Here is a 21,426-nt window from a genome sequence, read left to right as displayed (position 1 = left end):
GGCGGCGAAGCGATGATGGATGATGAGCATGCTTGATAAAGCGGACGAACAGATATTCACCGGCAATGTGCGGTTGGTGCACGCGGTTGGCATGCACGCGCGCCCCGCGGTCAAGTTGACCAAGCTCGCCAAGAAATTCCAGGCTCAGATCTCGGTGCGGGTCGCGGGCGCGCCTGAATGGATCAATGCCAAGAGCGTGGCCAAGATCATGGCAATGCGCGCGGCACACGGCAGCACGATCGAGATCAAGGCCTCCGGCAGCGATGCCGAGGCCGCGGTCGCGGCGTTGGTCGATCTGATCGCAAGCGATTTCCCGGATGGAGCACCATAGCATGCAGGGCGGCGCTGCAGGGCTGGCCTACCGCGGCAGGACCGCCTCGATCGGCTTTGCCCATGGCCCGTTCGTCCGTGTCGACGCGGGCGCGGCCGGCGAGCGTGTGGCCGGCACACTGGTCGAGGAGGCGCTGGCGTTGCGCAATGCGATCGACGTCGCGAGTGGCCAGATCGCGGATCTTGCCGCCAGCGCCGGCGGCGAAGCTGCGCAGATTCTCGAATTCCAGGTCGCATTGTTGGAGGATGAGGATCTGATCGAGGCCATCTTCGCGTCGATCGGCGAGGGGCGTCCGGCCGCCGTCGCATGGCGTTCGACGCTCGACGCGCACATCGCCGACTACAATTCCGCACCGGACGACTATCTGAGAGCGCGTTCCTCCGATCTTGCGGATTTGCGCGACCGCGTGGTCCACATTCTGCGTGGCGACCAGGGGCAGCCGCTGAAGGTCCCAAGCGGGGGCGTGGTCTGCGCCGACGATCTGCCGCCATCGCGATTTCTCGAGATTGACTGGTCCGGCGGCGGTGGCCTGGCTCTGTTGCGCGGAAGCCCGACCAGCCATGTCGCGATGCTGGCGCGGGCGCGCGGCATCCCGATGGTGGTGCAGCTCGGTTCCATTCCGGACATCGGCACCACGGCGCTGCTCGACGGCGAAGGCGCGACGCTGGAGCTGGATCCCAATGCCGAACAGGTCCGCACTTTCGAGAAGCGGCGCGACAGCCATCTCAAGAGCAGGGCGTCCGCGCGCGCGATCCTGCGGCGGCCGACAGCCTCCTGGCGCGGCGAGCGGATCAAGCTCTTCATCAACATCCAGCGCGTCGAGGATCTCGAGCATGCCGACGCGCAATATGCCGACGGCATCGGCCTGATGCGGACTGAATTCCTGCTCGCCGGCCGGAGCGTGCCGGACGAGGAGACCCAATTCCAGGCCTATGACGCGGTGTTGCGCTGGGCCGGCCAGCGGCCCGTCACCATCCGCACGTTCGATGCGGGCGGTGACAAGCCGGTGCCGGGCTTCACGATGGACGGCGAAGCCAATCCGTTCCTCGGGGTGCGCGGTCTTCGCCTGTGCCTCGCCCGGCCTGAGATTTTTGCCGTCCAGCTCCGCGCGCTGGCACGCGCGGCGGTGCGTGGCAATCTCAAGGTCATGTTCCCGATGGTCACCTCGGCGGATGAGCTCGAAGCGGGACGGAAGCTGTTCGCCGATATCGTGCAGCGCTTGCAGGCGGACGGCATTGCCGCAATGCTTCCCGAGCTGGGAATCATGGTCGAAGTCCCGGCGGCGGCCCTCGCGGTATCTAGCTTCAAGGCCGCCTTCTTCTCGATCGGCTCGAACGATCTCGCGCAATATGTCCTGGCCTGCGATCGTTCCAACGGAGCTCTCGCCCCCCTGATGGACCCTCTGCATCCCGCAGTGCTCGAACTGATCGCGCGGACCGCGGAGCACGGCCGCCGCGCCGGCATTAGTGTCAGCCTTTGCGGCGACATGGCCGGTGATCCGCGCTGCCTGCCCGCATTGCTGAATTGCGGACTGCGCGAATTGTCCATGAACGCCTCGGCGCTGGCGCAGATCAAGCACACCATCGACCGGCTGAGCAGCGGAGGCGGTCTTGGCTGACACGGCGGCCGATGACGCGCCCGAGGCCGGCGCGGTTGCGGTCTACAAGCGCATCTTCAAGGAAGTGCTTGAGAGCCGCCCGTCCGGCATGCGGCTGCGGCTCGCCCATGCCATGGGAAAGAACCGCAGCTTCGTCAGCCAGATCAGCAACCCGGCCTATCCGGTGCCGATTCCGGTGCAGCATCTCAACACGATCTTCGATGTCTGCCACTTCCCGCCGCAGGCGAAGAGCGCCTTCCTTCGCGCCTATGCCCGCGCGCATCCGCGCCGCGTCGGCCGGCTGAGCGAAGGCTCGCACGAGCGGACGCTGACGCTGCATCTGCCGGACCTTGGCAGCGCCAAGCGCAACGCCGAGCTCGACACGCTGCTCCAGGAGTTCACACGGCGCCTGATTGGCATCATGCGGGAAAAATAGGCGAGATACGCCGAACGGACGAGGCGGGAGGACACCATGAAGAAGTTCATCAATACGGTCGACAACGTGCTCGGCGAAAGCCTCGACGGTTTCGCGGCCGCGCACGCCGATCTGGTCGCGCTGGGCGCCGAGCGTAAATTCGTTCGCCGCCGCGAGCTGAACGGCAAGAAGGTCGCGCTGGTCTCGGGCGGCGGCAGCGGGCACGAGCCGCTGCATGCGGGCTTCGTCGGCTACGGCATGCTGGATGCCGCCTGTCCCGGCCAAGTGTTCACTTCGCCGACGCCGGACCAGATCGTCGAAGCCGCACAGGCGGTCGCGGGCGATGCCGGCGTCCTGTTCATCGTCAAGAATTACGCCGGCGACCGCATGAATTTCGAGATGGCGGCCGAGATCGCCGAAGGCCGCACCGCCACCATCGTGACCGATGACGATGTCGCGGTCGAGAAGTCGACCTACAGCATCGGGCGCCGCGGTGTCGCCGGCACGTTGATTGTCGAGAAGATCGTCGGCGCCGCCGCTGAGACAGGCGCCGATCTCACCTCCTGCGTGGCGCTCGGCGAGCGCATCAATGCACAGACGCGCTCGATGGGCGTTGCGCTGACCAGCTGCACCGTCCCGGCTGCGGGCACGCCGACCTTTGCACTTGGTGAAGACGAGATGGAGATGGGGGTCGGCATTCACGGCGAGCCGGGCCGTCGCCGCGTCAAGCTCGCGCAGGCCGACGCGATCGCCGCCGAGATGATCACCGCGATCGCCGATGATCTTGGCGCGCGCGCCGGTACCGAGGCGCTGCTTCTCGTCAACGGCTTCGGCGGCACGCCGACGATCGAGCTCTATCTGATGTACAACGCGGCGCGCCGGATGCTCGAGGAGCGGGGCCTGCGCATCGCCCGTTCTCTGGTCGGCAGCTACGTCACGTCGCTGGACATGGCGGGCTGCTCGCTCACCGTGAGCCTGCTCGACAGCGAGTCCACAGCGCTCTGGGATCATCCCGTGCGCACGGCCGCATTGAAATGGTGACCACCGCGGCGAGCGGCCGCTGATTCTCAGATTGCGCCCTGACCGGCGATGGGGCCGGGGTCTCAGGCATGCCCCGGAAGTCTGCGGTTCATCCTCCCTGAAACTTGCCGTGTCCTTCGGGCACGGCATCATTTTGTGTGGAGTAGCAGGATCTCCGACGATCCATGATCGTGAGTGCCAAGTGATTCATCAACGCGTGGTGAGCGCGCTCGTTCTCCACTCACGCTTTGGCGGCAACATACCCGTAATAATTCATAAGGAAGTCCCCAATTGAGAGAGGCTTTTGGGCGCCACCCTTGCCCGGATGCGGGATCGCGTAGTCTCCCTTGCCCCATGTGAAGATCGTTGTCGTCACGTTTCCGTTCGACACTTGTATCCTGTCACGCAAGACGACCCAGTGCCGCGTCAACACGGAGCCTTCGTCCGACTGGTCGTCGTATTCGATCATGTTGGCGCTTATAAACAGGCATACGCGATATCCGCCGGCAAGCAGGGCGTTGGCTTCGTTGACGCTGTCGAGGCCTTTGCTGAATTTCAGATTGGTCTCCTCGCGCACGTCCTGGTATCCGGCCTTGCGGAACCATTGCTCCATTTCGCTCGGCAAAGTGATCCCCGCCGCATCGCTTATTCTGCCGGTGTCGTCAAAATCGAGGAACCAATTTTCGGAATCGCGAATGGAGGCGCATGTCAGCCAATCAACGTGATCCAGCGAGTAGGGCGGCGTGTAGTTCTTCACGTCCTTTCCCGGCTTGATCAGCAGGCGGCCGAGGTTCGCCTGCCCCTTCTGATACAGGTCGATAGCGAACCGCGCATATTGCCCCGGCTTGTCGGATGCGTAGCTGAACATCAGCGCGGAGGGGCCGCACATGCTCGCCTGATCCTGATCTATGAGGCTCGGCTTCGCAATTCGCCTGAGAATGCCTATCCCGACGCGGTGCGGGTCGAGCTTCGGAAAGAACGTGGTCCTCGTGTTCTTGAGAAAATCGCAGACCATCTCGGCGGCGAGCTTCTTTTGATCCGAGTTGAGGTCGTACGGTCCAACCCCGAGCCACTTCTTCTTTTCGTCGCCGACGAAGAGCGTGATGAGCTTTTTCGAAGTCGGAGAAAGCGTTCTGGAGGTGTTTGCAATGGTGGTCAGGTCGTCCAGCTCGAATGCGGTGACCATGCCGTCCGTGACGGTCGCCCTGATGATATCGACCACTTCCGCGTAATCCAGCCTGGAATCGTCGAGCAGGCCCTTGCGAAGTGCGGCATCGACGGATGGCGTCGCGATCCCATCCCATTGACCCTTGGGAGGAGGAGGCTTGGCGGCTGCCTTTGTCGCGAGGTCAACGAGCCGAGTGAATGTTGGTCCGCCGGGCCGAATATAGCCGTCCGGCGTGCCCGGGAAGTTCTTTTGCTGGAAATACAGGATCGAGTTGTAGAGGCCGTCGCTGGCGTGACCCGTCACGATCATTTGCGGTTTGAGCGTGGTCTCGGCGCCTCCGTCGGAAATGGCGGTCTTGTTGAGCAGCGAGATGACCAGCTCCTGGTCTTGCTTCCAGTTCTGGCAGCTGCGACCCGTCGCGGCAAACCGACCGACTTTGTCTTTCAATTGCGGCATGACCAATCACCAGCAATATGGTCGTTTTCAGTGGCGTATTGCGGGTTCAACTATCGCGTTGGTGGTCGGCTGAAGCGTCCAGGCAAGCTTGTCGATGAACTCGTACTCGAATAGCGCCTGCGGATCGGTTCCGAAATAATATCCATACTGATGCAGAATCTTGGAGCCCTTGGCGACCATCTCGCGCTTCCATTTCAGGTCCTTGGCAGAGCTGAACTGAAATCCAATCACCACCGCATAGTTTTCGTACGCTTCGGCAACTTGCAGAATGGTCGCGCGCGCGTTTGCTGAAGCGCCGGTTCAAGCGGCTCCCGATATCGCCATACAAGCTCCACCTTGCTCTGGCGCTGGCGCGAACACACGACTTGGACGGATGCATCGACGATGTCGGCGATGCGCTTCGCCACGCTTGCAAGGCAAATGGGCCAGAACGGCCGGCCGCTCCTGATCGGCCTCACCACAGTGAGATCCATCGAAGGGCATGAGGCAGCCGCTACCTGGATCCCAGGAATGCGATCGTCAGCGCGCGCCCTTCGGCTTGGAGCCAAGCAGATCGTGCGTCCCACTGACGCTTAACGTTCCCGAGCACTCGAATCCCCCGAAAATGCCGCAGGATCCGGTGACGGTGACGCGCAAGTCCTTGCGTTGATACAGGTCGACCGAAACGCCAAATCGCGAAAAATCATTGGCGCTGTTCGGCAGGATCAGGTCGATGTGATCGATCGCCCAGCGCGGCAGGTGAGGATTGCTCTTCCAGAACAGTTCATTGACGGCGTGGTGCCCGAAATTCGGTCCGACCGTGAGGGCGCCGTCCGCGCCCTCGAACACGAAGCCCGTCTCGTCGATATGAACATTGACCCGGTCGGGCGCTACCGCGAAATGCAGCGACGTGATGTCTTGCGGCTGCGGGTCCTTGCCGAACTGCGCACTATAGTCGTCGCTCCATTGCCCTCGACCGCGCCCCAGCCCGAAGCCGTGCCGGCCCGGAAGGTCTCGCGTAGAGAGCGGCCGGTCGGATAGCTTTGGGCGCCAGATCTCCCGGAATCCCTTGCCGATGGTGGCTGCCATCGACAGGTCGAGGGCCCAATGCGACGGTTTCTCCGGGCTTTTGCCTTCGGCGAAGGCGTCAAATCCGTCCGAGGTCTTGGCAATGCGCAGCGTCTTGATCAGGTCTTCCCAGTCCTTGGGCAGGAAGGTGACGCCGTCGAGCGTGCTCGTCGCGGCCGCCACTCCGTACTTCTCCAATTGGCGTCGGATATAGGCCTTTTCGTCATAAAGGCGGACATTGGGATTCGGCCCCGCGAAATATTTCGACAGATCGATCTGCGGCCGGAGCATGGTCAGCCGCGCCGCGATCTTCCGGTAAGTGTCGGTCGTGGTCGGGTTGGTGGTCGTCACGGGTCCGCCCTCCGGGTCAAAGCCAGTCTCCGATTTGTCTGGTCCGGGCGGGGCCGGGTTCAACTGAACCTCCCAACCGGAAACGCCGACCACCGTTCGTGGAGCAGTGTCAACAGCAAGGACGATCCGATGTCACTTCGGAGCAGGGTGCTAGACGTACTCAATGGCCCGGCGGTCGCGCGTATTCGCTTCCGGTTTCCGATCCGTGGCAGCCACGTGACGATTGCACCGCAAACGTTCCATCACGTCGCTCGCGCGATCCGGTTGGGGCAGGTCAGTGTCAGAGTTCCGACCGACCTCGCGGCAAATGTTGCGGCACAATATAACGACGTCGCGCGAACCCGAGCGGACGGTACGGTCGTCGCGGCGAATACGCTGGAGGTCGTGTCGGCGACGGGGCGAATGGACGAAGCCTATATCGTCCACGAGGCCTTGCATGCGGCTTACGATCTGCTGCGGACCGGCCTTGACGGCAATGCGGAGGAGGCGTCCGCCTATGTCTGCACGGCGCTCTACTGCCGCATGACAGGCCTACCGCGGCCCCGCTGGGCGAACGGCCCGATCTACGCCAATGCCGCGGAGGTTGCCCGAACGCTGCTGGCGCAATACCAAAAGGGTGATCCCGGCATTCCCTGGGTCGGCGAGCATGAATGGCGGATGCTGCGCGCCGGTGTCGGCCTTAGTGCGGTCTATGCCAGCGGACCTGGCGGCATTCTCACCGGATGGCTGCTCGGCCAACAATACACCCACGACGGCTGACGGGACGCGGGGCGTCCGCTCCCACAAACTGGCTGCCGGCCCGGCTCCCTGCCGCCACTTCCTTACCGAGGTCGACGCCGTCGAAAGCCTCAGGCAACCAGCAAGCCCAGTTTGCCGACCGTCGCCAGCGAACGGTCAACGCTTTGTCGGGTTGACAGCAGCAACGGCTCGGCGGGCTGCCCGGCATCATCCATTTGCTTGACCCGGACGGTCGGTCCGAAGGTTTCCGTCATTTCGGCCGTGATCTGCTCGATCGTCCGGGAGCCGTCGAGCAACTGCAGGAAATGGCGCGTCCTGTCGTCCTCCAACTGCACGGTCTGGTGAAGCAGATTGGTGACCAGCGGGCCGCACTGCGCTTGTCTGCGGGCGAGCAGGCTGGCCTGCGGGCAGTCCGTGATTTCCTGCGTGAGAAACGGCCGTGATTTCAGAAAGGAGACCTCGCCGCTGCAGGCCAGGATATAGAGCGCTTCCGTCAATATCCGTTGGTCGTCGTCGGTTTGCCGGCCCTCCAGCAGCGTCCGGGCGGCATCGAGCAGTTCAGTGAAGGAGAGTGCGCGCGGCCAGGCCCGGCCGAGACAAAGATGTGCGGCCTTCAGGAGCGGATTGGTCACCGTGATCCGACTGCCGTCCTGATTTTCAAATTCCATCTCGGAATCGTCAGTCAGGCAGGCGTGGGGGCGACGTGGGCTGGTGGTGCTCAGCAGATAGAACGGGGTGATGAAGTCGAGATCGACCTGGCGGTCAAGGGAGATGCCCTCGTGGCAGAGCAACGTACGCCGAAACCCGTTGCCGTCGATGAAGTCCTGGTACTGATCGCGCGCCATGAACTCGCTTTCGGGAAAGCGCTGCAGCGTGGCGCGGACCTCTTCGGTGTAGCCGGCAAGATAGCGCCGTGAGAAATCGGCGTCGCTCAGATATTGCAGGCCATGTCGGCCGGCATCTTCGACGACTTCGTGCAAAAGGAAGGCCGTCGCGCCCTGATCGAGGTCGTCGTGAAAAAGCAACTCGTCCGGAGCGTTGAGCACGCGGGTGCACTGATCGCGCATGACTGTACCGTGCACCGAGTTGGACTTCGATCCTTCGCTGAGAAATTTCACGATGGCGCGAGCTTGTCCCACTTTCTCCTTCATTCCGGTGAAGCGCCGGGTGTGGTAGCGCATCATGTCGCGGACCATGTCGCGAAGATGCGAGAACGGGTGCGCGTTATAGCTGACGTAGCAGAGCCCCTGTGGCGCCAAATTCCGCTTGAAGATGGACATCATCTTCTCGCGCACGATCGGTGGTACCCATGAATACACGCCATGGGCGATGATGTAGTCGAACTGTCCGAAGGCAGCGTCGACATCCATGATGTCGCAATGCAGAAGCCTGATGTTGCTCAAGCCCAATGCGGCGATGTTTCGCTGCCCGCGTTCGATCGTCACGCCACTCAGGTCGATACCGATGAACTCGCTGTCTGGATATTGAAAAGCCATCGGCAACAAATTGCCGCCAACGCCGCAGCCAAGTTCCAGGACCCGGCAGCGCTCGACCGGAGCCGGCTGCATGCCATAGACCGAAGCGATCGTTGCCAGATGGTTCGGGTGCGTGAGCCCGTAGACATGCCCGGGATAATACACCTCGTCGTATGCTGTGGTGCCGGTGGTCGGCTGGCGGTGTTCGGTCTGGATGTTCATCGCAGTCAGTTCCACGAATATGCAAACTTGTCGTTCACGATCGAGACGCGCGTCTGCTTGACCTCCTCCTTGGCGAGAGACTTGCTCAGGAATTCGCGCGACAGCTCGGGCAGCAGCGTGTTGGTGATGATGTTATCGATCATCCGCCCGCCGGAGTCCGGATCGTTGCAACGGGATACGATGTGCTCGACGACTGCATCGTCGTAGCCGAAGGCAGCCTTGTGGTTATCGCGGAGGCGCTGTGCGATCCGGTCGAGCTGCAATCTGACGATGCCGGCAAGCATCTCGTCCGAAAGCGGAAAGTAGGGGATCGAGACGATGCGCCCAAGCAACGCGGCGGGGAACACCTTCAGCAATTCCGGCCGCAGCAGCCTGGCGAGTTCTTCCGGCTCGTTGCGATACTTGGGATCGCGCGCCAGGCTCATGATGAGATCGGTGCCGACGTTTGTGGTCAGAATGATCAGCGTGTTCTTGAAATCGATTCGCCGACCGTTGCCGTCTTCCATGACTCCCTTGTCGAACACCTGAAAGAAGATCTCGTGGACGTCGGGATGGGCCTTCTCCACCTCGTCGAGCAGGATAACGCTGTAGGGCTTGCGCCGAACCGCTTCGGTGAGCCGGCCGCCTTCGCCGTAGCCGACGTAACCCGGAGGTGCGCCCTTCAAGGTCGAGACCGTATGGGCCTCCTGGAATTCCGACATGTTGATCGCGATCATGTTCTGCTCGCCGCCATAAAGGGTTTCGGCAAGCGCGAGGGCGGTTTCTGTCTTGCCCACGCCGGACGGTCCGGCCAGCATGAAAACGCCAATCGGCTTGGACGGGTTGTCCAACTTGGCGCGGCTGGTCTCGATTCTCTTGGCAATCATCGTCAGCCCGTGGGACTGGCCGACAACGCGGCGATTGAGAATCTCGGGCAGCTTCAGAACGGTTTCGATTTCGTCGCGCATCATTCTGCCGGTCGGAATGCCGGTCCAGTCGGACACGACAGAGGCCACCGACTGTTGGTCGACATGGGCATAGATCATCCGCTTTTCCGGATTGATACCCTCCAGTGTCTCGAACTTGCCGCGCAACTCGACGCGTTTGGTGGCTCGATCTTCCTCGCCGTTCTCGGAGAGAATTTCGCGAATGCTGCGGATGTCCTTGACGAGCTCCTGTTCCTTGGCCCAGTCGGCCTCCAGGCCGGTCAGCTTGTCCTTCAGCGCCGCTATGTCGCCGTCGATCGCGGTGATGCGCTCGCTGTTCTCGTCCCCGAGATCGCCGTCGCTGACCAGCGCCGATCGCTCGGCCTCGCGGGCCGCTATGGCGACGCGAGCGTCCTCGATCAGGGCCGGCGTCGCGCTTTGACTGATGGCTACTCGGGCCGAAGCCGTGTCCAGCAGGCTGACCGCCTTGTCCGGCAGCTGCCGCGACGGAATGTAGCGATGCGACAGGTTGACCGCGGTCACGATCGCAGCGTCCGAAATGCGAACGCCGTGGTGCTTCTCCATCGGGCCGAGGAGACCGCGTAGCATGATGCAGCAGGTCTCAACATCCGGCTCATCGACCTGGATCGGCTGGAAGCGTCGTGTGAGGGCCGGATCCTTTTCGATGTATTGGCGATATTCTGCCCAGGTGGTGGCGGCGATGGTCCGCAGCGTGCCGCGGGCGAGGGGAGGCTTGAGGAGATTGGCTGCGTCGCCGGTGCCGGCTGCGCCACCTGCTCCGATCAGCGTGTGAGCCTCGTCGATGAACAGGATAATCGGGGTAGGCGAGTTCTGTACCTCGTCGATCACCGAGCGCAGGCGCTGCTCGAATTCGCCCTTCATCGAGGCGCCGGCCTGCATCAGGCCGATATCCAGTGCGCAGAGCCTGACGTTGCGCAGTGGCGGCGGGACCTCGCCTGCGGCAATACGCTGGGCAAATCCCTCGACCACGGCGGTCTTGCCGACGCCGGCTTCGCCGGTGAGGATCGGATTGTTTTGCCGCCGGCGCATCAGCACGTCGATCAATTGGCGGATTTCGTCGTCCCGACCGAGAATCGGGTCCATCTGGCCCGATCTGGCCTTGGCGGTGAGATCCTGGGAGAACCGGTCGAGCGGTGTTGTCCCCTTGGCATTCGCCCGGTCCGCACCATCGGTGCCGGCACCGGCCAATCCGGAGCCGTCCATCGGACGCATGGTCTCCTCCTCGGAGCCTGCCCAGATGGCGCGGTGCTCCGCAGCCAATGCGTCGACATTTATCTTGGCGAATTCCTGCGAGATGTTGTTGAGCGCACGACGGATCTCGTTCGATTTCAATCCGGCGACCAGGAGATGTCCGGAGCGGATCTGAGTCTCGCCGAAGAACAGCGTGGCATAGTGCCAGCCACGGTCGAGAATATCGATCACCGAATTGGCGACGCCCGGCATGTCGGTTTCGTTCTTGCGAAAACCGTTGATAACGCCCGCGAGGTCCGACAACAGCCGCGCGCGGTCGAGCTTGTAGTGATCCACCGACAGGCTGAGGTCGGTCCGCTCCTGTTGCAGGATGTGAAACAGCCAGTGCGCAAGCTCCACGTTACGGTTGCTGGCGCTCTTGGCGTGGCGCAGGGCCTGGATGAAGGCGTCGTAGCCGGCCCGGTTCAGTTTGCCGGTCACGGCCTCAAGGCTGATGTCGGTCACGATGGCGCCTCCTGCTCAATCCCTGGACGATGCCGGGGTCGTCGCGGAAATCGGCTCGAATTCCCATGATGTTAGGACAATCCGAGCGATGCTTAGGTTCAAACCGGCGGCGTACCTGTCGCAGCGCTCCGTCGGGCTCTCAGACGCTCGGCAAGGTGAAAGCGTGCATCGCGCCGGTACTCCTCGGTCGAGGCCCAGTTCGGCGAAACCCAGCTGGTCCATCCAAGGCGTCCGCTCTGCCCCAGCTTCATCGGGACGACTGCTCCCGCCGGAATGGCGAGTTCCACCTCCCACTCGAGTTCGTCGCCGATATAGAAGTAGACGGCGTCAGCCAGGGGCTCGGACAGGTTCGGCGCTTCGGTGGGCAGGAACTGCTCGTACTGAGCAAAATCCTTCACGAACACGCGAACCCTGATCTTGTCTTCGACGCTGAACACGCGCGAGCCCAGGAGCGCGTCGTGACCGAGCTTGGCGTGCGTCCCGCCGAGCCGGCTGCAATGGCTTGGGTCGAACGGGAGCCAGGTGCCAACGAACTCGTCGATCTCGGCCCTGACATCGAACAGCCCTTGCAGGAGCCGCGCCAGTCGTGATGCGGACTTCGCTCTGGGTGAAACCAGTCCGGCGAAGCTCAGCTTCGCCATGTCAGGCACGGTATCCCGATTGGCAAAAATTTCGGAGCCGAGGCCGGCGAAGGAGCCGACATAAGCGATGAATCGGTCGTCGGATGGGCGATCGTGCTGGGCGATCGGCCGTGCGTCTGCCCAGGCTCGAAAGAACAATTGCAGGAAGCGTCCGTTCAGCAGGTCGAGAAAACGAGGGAAAGCGTCATCCCGCATCAGCTGCCAGCCGACGCTCTCATCGGTGGTGGCCAGCGGCAGCGCGCCCTGCGGTCCGAGCAGGCCGAGGAATTTGACCAGAATTTTAAGCCTGCCATCGCGATCGTCGACCGAGCTCAGATTGGAAGCGGGAAATTCCAGATAGGGGGTTTGACCGAGGTCGACAAACTCCTCGCGACGCGCTGCACTGTCGCCGATCCGCGGCCGATCCGGATTGCATCGCTCGAGCTGGCGGAGCGTCTGAAAGAAATCGAACCGCCAGGGCTCGGCCTTCATCTGGTCGATCAGCGTCACAGCGGCCTCCGGGTGCCCATGCGGGCAGGCCAACGCATGATCTCGCCACGCTCCGGGGTCGAGATGACGGTCTGGGTGAAGGTGTTGAAGCCCGAATAGTCGGCGAAGAAGCGTTCCAGCACCGCCCCGAGCAGGAACACGCCGCTGCCCTCGAATGCCTTCTCGTCGAGCGTGACCGTGATCTCCAGGCCGCGCGCTGCGCCACTGCCGGTACGCTCACGCACCCGCCGCACCACGGGCCTGCTCTCGACGCTGCGCACGCCACGAATCTTTCGCTCGGTCGCGTCGTCGAACTGATCGGCGAACAAGGACAGCATCTCGCGCAACGACCCGGCGTTCTTGCCGCCGCTGCGTTCCACGAGGCCGAGATAGTTCAGACTCAGCATGTTGATCAGGCGCCAGCTGACGACGCCGCTATTGGCGATTTCGCTGCGGCTGCGCAACTGCGCCACCACCGGCTCGCGTGGTCGGGTGGGGCCGGCGATGCACATCAGCTCGAGCGAGGTGTCGTCCAGCAGGCGAAAGTCGGCTCCGCCCTGGCCGACCGGCAGGTGTTCCGTGAGATGCCGGTTGGAGCACAGCGCCCGAACGCTCAGTTCGGCAGCGGATCCGCCGCCGCTCGGGTCGCCGGGCTCGAGCAGCGAAAGAAACATGTCCGTCCCGGTGTAGTCGGAGGCCGCGCCGTAGGTCTTCTCTTCGACGGTGCGGCGCCGCGGCAGCCGACGAACCGTAAAGTAAAGTCCCTCGACCGATCCGGCTGTCCTGTCGACGGCGGCGGAGTACAGCGGACGCACGCGGCGCTTGTCCTTTTCCGCCGGAAAGTGCGCATAAACCTCCAGCACCTGGTGCGGCTCGTATTCGAGATAGCGACTTCGGTCTGGTACCACGTGGTATTCGTAGGTATTCGACTTGATCGGGATGCGATCGCTGGTCTTCTCGAACAGGTTGATCGCCGGGGCGGTGTAGAGACTGAAAGTATCCGCCCGGACCGAGGCGGTGAGCCGCGAGTTGTGCTCATCGAATGCGAAGACGATATCGATGGACTTGCTGCGTAACCGCGGCATCACAGCGCGAAGTTGCGTCAGATTGACGCCAAGGAACTTGCGCGGAAACACGAAATATTCCCGCAACAACTCCGAGCCGCGAAAGACCCGGTTGTCGTTCGGAAACAGGGATTCGTCCTCGCTGAATCCGACTTGCTGAATACAGTCGTTCGGAGCCCGGATGACGACCGGATCGCCGAAATCGTCGAGATAGCGAAAATAGAGTCCGACGCAGTTCGAGGTCAGTTGTTCGTAAAGTGCGATGGCATCCGACTCGGCGCCAGTCAGGTAGATGGGCAGTTCGCTGGTGCGGCAGCCGGCGAACCAGGTGTCCGGCTTGCTGCGAGTCTCCGCGTCCGCCGGCTCCTCGTCGAGCCGCGCGGCGGTGCGGTGCGTCAAGGAGAGCCTGAGCCCGGCGATGACTTCTCCGCCAACTGGAATCCCGAGCGCCTGCAACGCGCCCGCGGTCGCAAAATATTCGGCGCCGGTGACGCCAAACGGCCAAAGCACGATATCGCGGCAAAGCCGGAACCGGCAGGCGAGGCTCCGTTCCCTTTCGCGATAGCTCGCGTCGAAATAGGCGCCCCGCGCAATCTTCTTGCCGTCGCGCAATGCCGGATCTGCGTAGGTCGGCTGAACCTTGACCAGCATGGCGGACGGAGTTGGCGCGAGATAGTTCGGAACCAACTGCTCAAGCAGGTTCGCCGTGAATTCCGGAAACTCGTGCTTGAGCTTGAGCTGAACACGGGCGGCGAGAAATGCAGCGCCCTCCAGCAGGCCTGAGATCATCGGATCCGAGCGGTCGCGGACCAGACCGCCGAGGCGCTCGGCGATACCGGGATATTCCTCGGCAAAACCCTCCGCATGCTCGTACAGCAGCGACAGTTCACGATTGTAAAAGTCGAGGAACTCGCGGTTCATTCTATAATCGATTGATCTGTATATCGCCGCTGTCGAGGTCGACGTCTGCGACGAATTCCACGGGCACGTTGAGCGGTTCGCATTTCAGGTCGGAATGCACGACGAAGCGCAGCTTGAGCTGCTCGGCGCCCACGGAGGTGTCGCGCCGCACCCGGATGGACTTGCGATCGAGTCTCGGCTCGTAGGTCGTAAGCGACATGCGCAGGGCATCGCTGAGCTCCTCGTCGGTGACTTCGTCGATCGAACGGTTTGCGATATCGGGGAAACCATAGTTCAAGATCGAGGTGCGGACGCAGCCGCGACCCGTCAGGTCAAGCGTCGATTCGAGGGCAATGGTGTTGAGGAGTGTTTCGACGTCCTGCGAAACCTCGCGCCTCAGCAGCGTCTCCGAGATCGGGAACCGACCCGCGCTGCGCCGTCCCGCTATGACTCGCTCGCCGAACTGATCCCGCAGTTCGAGTGGTTTGCGCGCATCGCGCGCGTCATGAGCCGCACGAAAGGCCAGCATCAATGGCGGAGAGAGCCGGTCCTTCCTTGGCGTAACGGTCATTGACGGTCCCCGTACAGCTGGCGCCGATTGCCGCTATTGGCAACCGGCGCCGGGCAGGAAGCTTGCAATCAGGCCCATTCCTTGTTGGCCGCAACGTCCCATCCGAACACCGGAGACGCGCCGGCGCCGCCTTTTTCCGTCTGGGTCTTGTAGGTCATTTTGACCTTCTGGAAGTTCAGGCTGACGTTTTCGGTGAGGCGATCCTCGCCGTGCGATCCGCCCGTCGAGACGCTGGAAACCAGAACGTGCTTCATCTCGATCTTGAGATATTCGAGCGGATGTTCACCGGCCTTGCGTACCGTGAGGATGGCGCTGTCGATGTGCTTTCCATTCGCGCAGACCTTGAACAGCTCGGGTGTCGCTTTGTCCACGAAGTGCGTGAAGTGGAGGTCTTGAACGGCGACCTTGCCGGCGCCGCCGCCTGATCCGCTGTGGAACGTGCCGCTTTGGCTCTCGCCAAACGACCAGCTCAAAATGTCGATTTCCTCCTTGTGTTTGTCGTCGAGCGACTCGCCCTTGATCGGATCGAGTTTCAGAAAGATGTCGACAGCCATAGCATAGCCCTTTCAAAATTCTCTGATGATAGACGATTGCGATAACGCGGCGTCAGGAGCTCGGGCCTGGCAGGCGCGAAACGAGACTGAGACCGACGTCCATCGCTTCCAATTGAAAGTGTGGACGGAGAAAGAAGCGCGCGTTGTAATATCCCGGGTTCTCCTCGTTTGCTATGACCTCAACCTTCGCAGCGGCCAGCGGCTTGCGCGCTTTCTGAGCTTCTGACGACAAGGCCGGATTGGCATCAACGTATTCGTTGATCCAGGTCTGCAGCCAGACCGTCAGCTCATCCTTTTCCTTCATGGATCCGATCTTGTCGCGAACCATGCACTTCAGATAATGCGCAAAGCGGGATACTGCGAACATGTAGGGCAGACGTGACGACAGGTTGTCGGACGCGGTTGCATCCACGCCCTTGTCGCCGAAATACTTCTTCGGCTTATAGAGCGACTGGGCGCCGATGAAGGCGGCCTTGTCGGTGTTCTTGCGATGGATCAGCGGGATGAGTCCCGCCTTTGCAAGCTCGTGCTCGCGACGATCGCTGATGGCGATCTCGGTGGGGCATTTCAGGTCGACGCCACCGTCGTCGGTCGGGAACGTATGCGTCGGCAGGTTGATGACCTCGCCGCCGGACTGGACGCCGCGGATGCGCGTGCACCAGCCGAACTCCTTGAAGGCGCGGTTGATGTTGACTGCCATCGCATAGGCAGCGTTGATCCAGCCGTATTTGTCACCGGTGTGCCCGTCCGTCTCCTCTTCGAAGGCGAACTCTTCCACCGGCTCCGACTTGGCGCCGTAGGGGAGGCGGCCCAGTGCGCGCGGCATGCACAGGCCGAGATAGCGCGAGTCGTCCTGATCGCGCAGTCCTTTCCATGCGGCGTATTCCGGCGTGTCGAACACCTTGCCGATGTCGCGAGGGTTGGACAGTTCGGTCCACGAGTCCATTCCCATCAGCGTAGGCTCGGCGCCGCTGAAGAAGGGGGCGTGGGCGGCGCCGGCGATCTTGCTGAGATCGCGGAGCAACTGCACGTCGGTGGGAAGGTGGCTGAAATAATAGTCGCCGATCAGGCAGCCGAACGGCTCGCCGCCGAGCTGGCCGAATTCGTACTCGTAGATCTGCTTGAAGAGCGGGCTCTGGTCCCAGCGCGCATCGGGATAAAGCCGCAGGTTCCGATACAGCTCGTTCTTGGAGACGTTCATCACCCGGATCTTGAGGTTGGCGTCGGTCTCGGAGTTGAAGACGAGGTAGTGGAGGCCGCGCCAGGCACTCTCGATCGCCTGGAATTCGGGCGTGTGCAGGATCTCGTTCATCTGCGCGGTCAGCTTCTGATCGATCCGCGCGATCATCTCCTCGATGGTGTCGAGCACATCCAACTTGATGACGCTCGTATCCTTCAACGCTTCTTGAACGAGCGTGGACACCGCGTTCTCGACTTCGGTTGCCGCACGTTCGGTGCGCGGCTTGAAGCTTTGCTTCAGCAGGGCGGCAAACTCGTCAGCCTCGACGGTCCCGACCTTGGTGGTGGTCTCTTTATGGATTGCTTCTTTTGCCATGGTCCCCATTCCTTCCTTAGCTGTTGGTGTCGGCGTCGGTGGACTGGCTGGTCGCGCGCTCGCGCAGTGCGGCCATCAGTTGAGGATCGGCGAGGAGCTTCTTCAGCTGGTCCTCGGCGCCCACCTTGCCATCCATGTAGCGCAGCAGGTTGGCGAGCTGTTCGCGCGCTTCGAGCAGCTTGGCCGTCGCCGGCACCTGGCGGGCCACCGCCACCGGCGTGAAGTCGGAGATCTTGTTGAAGCGCAGGTTGACGGAGATCTTTTCGTCAGACCCGTCGCTGAGACGATTGGCGACGCGCGCCGTCACGCCGGGCTGGATCGCCGCCATGCGGTTGTCGAAATTGTCCATGTCGAACTCAAGGAACTTGCGCTCCTCGACCTTCGTCTTTTCGACGCCGGGGTTGTTGCCGGAAAGATCGGATAGGACGCCCATGACGAACGGCAGCTCGATCAGCCGCTCGGCGTCGTAGGGATCTTCGTAAGTGATGTGCACGCGCGGTGCGCGGTTTCGGCGAATGAATTTTTGACCGCTGTCGGTTGCCATTGGGTTGCCCTCTTCACAAAAAAATCTCTGCGGAAGCCGACTTGCGCGACGCAGGCAGGGGAAGTGCCTCGGTCTTTCGTCGGCGGAGCTTCCTTCCGTTCAGTTAGTCCCGTCGAACGGAAGGCGGGTTCAATTCGATTTATCGATCGCCTTCAGAGCGCCCTCGGGCAGCACTTCGTTCAGCAGGCTGAGGAAGTCTCGCTGTGCGAGTTCGCGTGCGCGATCGACCAGGAACGGGATCGGGCTGGACGGCTCTGCGGCCCGGAAGAAAGACGCGACCTTGCTCAGCAAGTCCAACGCCTGCGCTCTGTTTTCTGCCGCAAAAACAGCATCTTGAGCCTCGTTTTCGGCCGCGGATGGGAGCGAGGTGGCGAATTCCGCCATGCGTTCGATCGGCAGGTCGAAGACCTTGTCGCGACCGATATTGATGGCGGCGGTCTCCACGTGGGCCGGCATCAGCATCCGCATCACTTCGATAAACGATTTGCCAACCATGTCCTGCGCCTGCCGCACCAGCAACAGCGCCGGGCTCGACGGTTCCTTCCGAGCGAAGTAGTCGGCAGCCGCCGCCAGCGCCGCGGATGCCTGTCCGGGTGACGTCACCGCGCCGGCGATTTCAATCGGAAGCTGCGGGCCGTCTTGAGTAGACGCGTCCGGGGATGGGGCAGTTGCAGCCGGATCGCGTGCGGTGACCAGAGTCGCGAGCCAGCTGGCCATGCCATTCGCGACACCCGCCAGCCTGTCGAGACTGATGGGCTGCCCCGAGTTCAACTTTTCGTGCCAAACCGATTTGATGCCGGCGATCTCGGCAGCGACCGCGGAACAGCGGGCGCTCACCGCCTTGAGGGTGTCGAGATCGGTCTCGCCGACGATGCGCTCGATGGTTCCGAGATCTGGCATGTCGACATCGGCATCGGCGGCGGGAATTTCGCCCTTGGCAATCTGATAGGCACGGTAGTTGAGGCTGCCGTGCCTTCGATTTTCGATCAGGGGGAGGAATTGGAGCGGGTTGATCACCGTCGGAAACACGTCGATCGCCTCGATGGTGACGGCCCGAAAAGCATAGTCGCCGTCTTCGCCCCTTGGGTGAACCGCTTCCCATTGTTCGCGGAGCAGCAGGGTGGTTGCCTTCAGGCAGTCGAGGAAGCCATCGAGATCGCGGTTCAGGATGGAAAACTTGGCGAGCAGCATGGTCAGGCGCAGATCGCGGGTGCGAGCCAACAGGGGCTGCGCAGCGGCGAACTGGCCGGCAATATCGATGGCCTTCGGGTCGAACCGTCCGCGCTCTCCGTTCGCATTGACGACCTCGAAATACGACATCGGCAGCAGCGATTCCGCAGCTGCGAAGAAATTCAGGTACTGGACGTCGCCGGCCGCATCGAGGTCAGGCCCGCAGGGATTGTCCGGGTCGATGGGCTGGGTCAGGGATACGACGTCGAGCATGCAAAGAGGATCCGTCTGCGGGGCCCTGGTCCCTCCACCAGGTCCGTGACATCTGGCGGATCACGCGGGGGATCATGATCCGATTGACTGTTAGGTCAGATCAACGCCGGCCTCGGTTCATTCCCGGCATGATGGCGGTTTCCCGTGAACCAGCAAGCGCTTGGAACCGACTACATGAGTGCCGCAGCGGTTTCCTCGGGCGGGTGCTTTGCCGCGTCAGGTGAGGGCGACGCCGGGCGGACTTGTCGGCCATCGCACCGATGGCCGGCTCGGATTTCGGTTGTTCGTGCTTGACCGCCCGATGCGCCGGTTGCGCAGCTGGTGCGGTCAACGAGGGAGTTTAACGCCCACATGGGCCAGCTTACCCAGGATACCCGCCTCTGCGAGCTCAAGACCCCCCTTGGCAAGGACGTTCTGGTTTTTGCCCGGTTCGAGGCCGCCGAAGGTCTGAGTGAACTGTTCGAATATCGCATCGAGTGTCTCAGCGAGGAGGCCGATCTCGACTTTGATCGGGCCATTGGCAAGCAGTGCACTCTCACCATCAAATTGCACGAGAAGGAACGCGAGTTCAGCGGCATTCTCACGGAAGCCCAGTGGCTGGGGGTGAAGAACGACTATTTCAGTTACCGGATCGTGCTGAAGCCCTGGTTGTGGCTGCTGTCGCGGACCACCGATTGCCGGATCTTTCAGGACAAGAAGGCGCCCGACATCATCAAGGAGGTCTTCAACGAGCGCGGTTTCACGGACTATGAGTCCAAGCTTACCGAAGAGGGCTCATGTCCAAAGCTCGAATACTGCGTTCAATATCGCGAGACCGATCTGGATTTCGTGTGCCGGTTGATGGAGCAGCACGGGATCTACTACTTCTTCAAGCATGAAGGCGGCAAGCATACGCTGGTGCTGGCTGACTCCAAGTCCTCGCATAGCCCCATCAACGGTCTCGCCAAGATCCCCTACATCCCGCTCACCGGCTCCGACCGTCGCGGCGAGCAGCACATTTATGAATGGGCCTCCGAGCGTCGGTTCCGCACCGGGAAGATCGAGCTCAACGATTACAACTACCAGAGGCCCAACGCGCAGATGATCAGCGACGCCAAGGGCTCCGAGCACTACACACGGTCCGAGATGGAGTTCTACGACTACCCGGGCAAGTTCAAGGAGAAGTCCGACGGCGAGCGATACGCGAAGATCCAGCTTCAGGCCGAGCAGGCGATGGATCGGCGCCGCCGCGGCAACGGCGACGCCGTTAATCTGTTTCCCGGCGGACTAACCAAGCTCGAGAAGCACTCGAAAGACTCGCAGAACGTCGAATATCTCGTGGTGCGAGCCGCTCATTCGTTTTCCATCGAATCCTATCGCACTGGCGGCCCCGGCGACGCCGGACAGCACGTTTACTTTGGCAGCTACGAATTTCTGCCAAGCGATCGGCCGTTTCGATCTCCCATGACGACGCCGAAGCCGAGGATCAACGGCATTCAGACAGCCAAGGTGGTGACCAAGGACGACAATTCGAGCGAGGAAATCGACGTCGAGTCGCTGGGCGAAATCTATGTTCGCTTTTTCTGGGATCGGAAGAAGAAGCGCTCGTGCCGATTGCGCGTGGCGCAAGTCTGGTCCGGCAAGCGCTGGGGCGGTCAGATCATCCCGCGCGTCGGGCAGGAGGTGGTCGTGGAATTCCTGGAAGGGGATCCCGACCGGCCATTGGTGATAGGGACCGTCTACAACGATGAATACAAGTTGCCTTACGACCTGCCGTCCAAGAAGACGATTGCGGGTCTGAAGTCCGACTCGACCAAGGGAGGCGGCGGTTACAACGAATGGAACTTCGAGGATAAGAAGGGGTCCGAGAAGATCACCGTGCACGCCGAGAAGGACTACGACGTCACGGTCCGCGACACCGAGACCAGGACCATCGGCGAGGCGGCGTTCGGCGGCGATACCCGCAAGACCACGCTCAAGAACGGCAACGACAAGCTTGATATCCAATTGGGCGGTCAGCACATCAAGCTGGCGCTGGATCAGTCCGTCGATGCGGGCCTGAGCATCACCCTCACGGCCAACGTCAATATCACCCTGCAGGTTGGTCCAAGCCAGATCATCCTGTCTCCGGCCGGCATCGTCATCAACGCGCCGACCATCACCATGACCGCGCAGGCCGCCATGGCGCTCGCGGCCGGCGGCCCGCTGGTTGCACACGGCACGCCAACCATTGTCGGCTGACAGC

At 62.1% G+C, this 21,426-nt stretch carries 18 protein-coding genes; 6 read left to right on the top strand and 12 right to left on the bottom strand.

Annotated features, from left to right (window positions below; all coding sequences use genetic code 11):
- Positions 1-28: 28 nt before the first annotated feature.
- Genes QJT82_RS10910 through dhaK form a run of 4 tightly spaced genes read left to right on the top strand, consistent with a single transcriptional unit; the run spans position 29 to position 3,384 of the window.
- Positions 29-331, top strand: a complete 303-nt coding sequence (locus QJT82_RS10910) for an HPr family phosphocarrier protein (RefSeq protein WP_063607060.1) — start codon at positions 29-31, stop codon at positions 329-331.
- On the top strand, positions 318-1,949 hold the full coding sequence (gene ptsP / locus QJT82_RS10905; RefSeq protein ID WP_245288658.1) for a phosphoenolpyruvate--protein phosphotransferase: 1,632 nt from the start codon (positions 318-320) through the stop codon (positions 1,947-1,949). The genes QJT82_RS10910 and ptsP overlap by 14 nt, the downstream gene beginning before the upstream one ends.
- Complete coding sequence (locus QJT82_RS10900; RefSeq protein WP_028339384.1) at positions 1,942-2,364, top strand: hypothetical protein; 423 nt, start codon at positions 1,942-1,944, stop codon at positions 2,362-2,364. Before ptsP ends, QJT82_RS10900 begins: the two co-directional genes overlap by 8 nt.
- A 36-nt stretch (positions 2,365-2,400) precedes the next feature.
- Entirely contained in the window at positions 2,401-3,384 is a 984-nt protein-coding gene (dhaK, locus tag QJT82_RS10895; RefSeq protein WP_028339383.1) for a dihydroxyacetone kinase subunit DhaK, read from the top strand.
- A 220-nt stretch (positions 3,385-3,604) separates the two neighbouring features.
- Here dhaK and QJT82_RS10890 read toward each other — a convergent pair whose 3' ends face one another.
- The 3 genes from QJT82_RS10890 to QJT82_RS10880 form a co-directional block, all read right to left on the bottom strand.
- Positions 3,605-4,987: a hypothetical protein gene (locus QJT82_RS10890; RefSeq protein WP_028339382.1), complete on the bottom strand. Its 1,383-nt coding sequence runs from the start codon at positions 4,985-4,987 to the stop codon at positions 3,605-3,607.
- A gap of 27 nt (positions 4,988-5,014) precedes the next feature.
- A complete protein-coding gene (locus QJT82_RS10885; RefSeq protein WP_028339381.1) occupies positions 5,015-5,221 on the bottom strand; it encodes a hypothetical protein in 207 nt (68 codons plus the stop codon).
- Positions 5,222-5,506: 285 nt separating this feature from the next.
- Positions 5,507-6,385: a hypothetical protein gene (locus tag QJT82_RS10880; protein ID WP_028339379.1), complete on the bottom strand. Its 879-nt coding sequence runs from the start codon at positions 6,383-6,385 to the stop codon at positions 5,507-5,509.
- A 129-nt stretch (positions 6,386-6,514) separates the two neighbouring features.
- Between QJT82_RS10880 and QJT82_RS10875 the strand changes: the two genes are divergently transcribed.
- Positions 6,515-7,144: a hypothetical protein gene (locus tag QJT82_RS10875; protein ID WP_028339378.1), complete on the top strand. Its 630-nt coding sequence runs from the start codon at positions 6,515-6,517 to the stop codon at positions 7,142-7,144.
- A gap of 89 nt (positions 7,145-7,233) precedes the next feature.
- Here the strand turns inward: QJT82_RS10875 and QJT82_RS10870 are convergent, their stop codons facing one another.
- The 9 genes from QJT82_RS10870 to QJT82_RS10830 form a co-directional block, all read right to left on the bottom strand.
- Positions 7,234-8,820 carry a class I SAM-dependent methyltransferase gene (locus tag QJT82_RS10870; protein ID WP_035631076.1) on the bottom strand — a complete coding sequence of 529 codons (1,587 nt, stop codon included), beginning with the start codon at positions 8,818-8,820 and terminating at the stop codon, positions 7,234-7,236.
- A gap of 5 nt (positions 8,821-8,825) precedes the next feature.
- Positions 8,826-11,462: a type VI secretion system ATPase TssH gene (gene tssH / locus QJT82_RS10865; RefSeq protein ID WP_028339376.1), complete on the bottom strand. Its 2,637-nt coding sequence runs from the start codon at positions 11,460-11,462 to the stop codon at positions 8,826-8,828.
- Positions 11,463-11,560: 98 nt separating this feature from the next.
- Positions 11,561-12,625, bottom strand: coding sequence for a type VI secretion system baseplate subunit TssG (gene tssG, locus QJT82_RS10860; RefSeq protein ID WP_028339375.1), 1,065 nt, complete (start codon positions 12,623-12,625; stop codon positions 11,561-11,563).
- Positions 12,589-14,556, bottom strand: a complete 1,968-nt coding sequence (gene tssF / locus QJT82_RS10855; RefSeq protein ID WP_028339374.1) for a type VI secretion system baseplate subunit TssF — start codon at positions 14,554-14,556, stop codon at positions 12,589-12,591. The genes tssG and tssF overlap by 37 nt, the downstream gene beginning before the upstream one ends.
- Position 14,557: 1 nt before the next feature.
- Positions 14,558-15,106 (bottom strand): type VI secretion system baseplate subunit TssE, encoded by a 549-nt coding sequence (gene tssE, locus QJT82_RS10850; RefSeq protein WP_028339373.1) that lies wholly within the window; start codon positions 15,104-15,106, stop codon positions 14,558-14,560.
- Between the two features lie 68 nt (positions 15,107-15,174).
- Positions 15,175-15,660 (bottom strand): type VI secretion system tube protein Hcp, encoded by a 486-nt coding sequence (locus QJT82_RS10845; RefSeq protein ID WP_028339372.1) that lies wholly within the window; start codon positions 15,658-15,660, stop codon positions 15,175-15,177.
- Positions 15,661-15,712: 52 nt separating this feature from the next.
- Positions 15,713-17,215, bottom strand: coding sequence for a type VI secretion system contractile sheath large subunit (gene tssC, locus QJT82_RS10840; protein WP_028339371.1), 1,503 nt, complete (start codon positions 17,213-17,215; stop codon positions 15,713-15,715).
- Positions 17,216-17,231: 16 nt separating this feature from the next.
- The gene (gene tssB, locus QJT82_RS10835; protein ID WP_028339370.1) at positions 17,232-17,759 is read right to left on the bottom strand and encodes a type VI secretion system contractile sheath small subunit; all 528 of its coding nucleotides are present in this window, start codon (positions 17,757-17,759) and stop codon (positions 17,232-17,234) included.
- Between the two features lie 129 nt (positions 17,760-17,888).
- On the bottom strand, positions 17,889-19,202 hold the full coding sequence (locus QJT82_RS10830; protein WP_028339369.1) for a type VI secretion system ImpA family N-terminal domain-containing protein: 1,314 nt from the start codon (positions 19,200-19,202) through the stop codon (positions 17,889-17,891).
- 351 nt (positions 19,203-19,553) lie between these two features.
- On the opposite strand from QJT82_RS10830, the gene tssI reads away from it, so the two are divergent.
- A complete protein-coding gene (tssI, locus tag QJT82_RS10825; protein WP_028339368.1) occupies positions 19,554-21,422 on the top strand; it encodes a type VI secretion system tip protein TssI/VgrG in 1,869 nt (622 codons plus the stop codon).
- The last annotated feature ends 4 nt before the right edge of the window (positions 21,423-21,426 follow it).

Origin of the sequence: Bradyrhizobium sp. Mp19 (assembly GCF_029952935.1) — a bacterium.
Taxonomy (GTDB): Bacteria; Pseudomonadota; Alphaproteobacteria; order Rhizobiales; family Xanthobacteraceae; genus Bradyrhizobium; species Bradyrhizobium elkanii.
This window is presented reverse-complemented; position numbering and strand designations above follow the sequence as displayed.

What these genes read in the sequence shown, in the direction of transcription:
- QJT82_RS10910 (WP_063607060.1), top strand. Translation starts at nt 29, where the DNA reads ATGCTTGATAAAGCGGACGAACAGATATTCACCGGCAATGTGCGGTTG.
- ptsP (WP_245288658.1), top strand. Translation starts at nt 318, where the DNA reads ATGGAGCACCATAGCATGCAGGGCGGCGCTGCAGGGCTGGCCTACCGC.
- dhaK (WP_028339383.1), top strand. Translation starts at nt 2,401, where the DNA reads ATGAAGAAGTTCATCAATACGGTCGACAACGTGCTCGGCGAAAGCCTC.
- QJT82_RS10890 (WP_028339382.1), bottom strand. Translation starts at nt 4,987, where the DNA reads ATGCCGCAATTGAAAGACAAAGTCGGTCGGTTTGCCGCGACGGGTCGC.
- QJT82_RS10875 (WP_028339378.1), top strand. Translation starts at nt 6,515, where the DNA reads ATGTCACTTCGGAGCAGGGTGCTAGACGTACTCAATGGCCCGGCGGTC.
- QJT82_RS10870 (WP_035631076.1), bottom strand. Translation starts at nt 8,820, where the DNA reads ATGAACATCCAGACCGAACACCGCCAGCCGACCACCGGCACCACAGCA.
- tssF (WP_028339374.1), bottom strand. Translation starts at nt 14,556, where the DNA reads ATGAACCGCGAGTTCCTCGACTTTTACAATCGTGAACTGTCGCTGCTG.
- tssE (WP_028339373.1), bottom strand. Translation starts at nt 15,106, where the DNA reads ATGACCGTTACGCCAAGGAAGGACCGGCTCTCTCCGCCATTGATGCTG.
- QJT82_RS10845 (WP_028339372.1), bottom strand. Translation starts at nt 15,660, where the DNA reads ATGGCTGTCGACATCTTTCTGAAACTCGATCCGATCAAGGGCGAGTCG.
- tssC (WP_028339371.1), bottom strand. Translation starts at nt 17,215, where the DNA reads ATGGCAAAAGAAGCAATCCATAAAGAGACCACCACCAAGGTCGGGACC.
- tssB (WP_028339370.1), bottom strand. Translation starts at nt 17,759, where the DNA reads ATGGCAACCGACAGCGGTCAAAAATTCATTCGCCGAAACCGCGCACCG.
- QJT82_RS10830 (WP_028339369.1), bottom strand. Translation starts at nt 19,202, where the DNA reads ATGCTCGACGTCGTATCCCTGACCCAGCCCATCGACCCGGACAATCCC.
- tssI (WP_028339368.1), top strand. Translation starts at nt 19,554, where the DNA reads ATGGGCCAGCTTACCCAGGATACCCGCCTCTGCGAGCTCAAGACCCCC.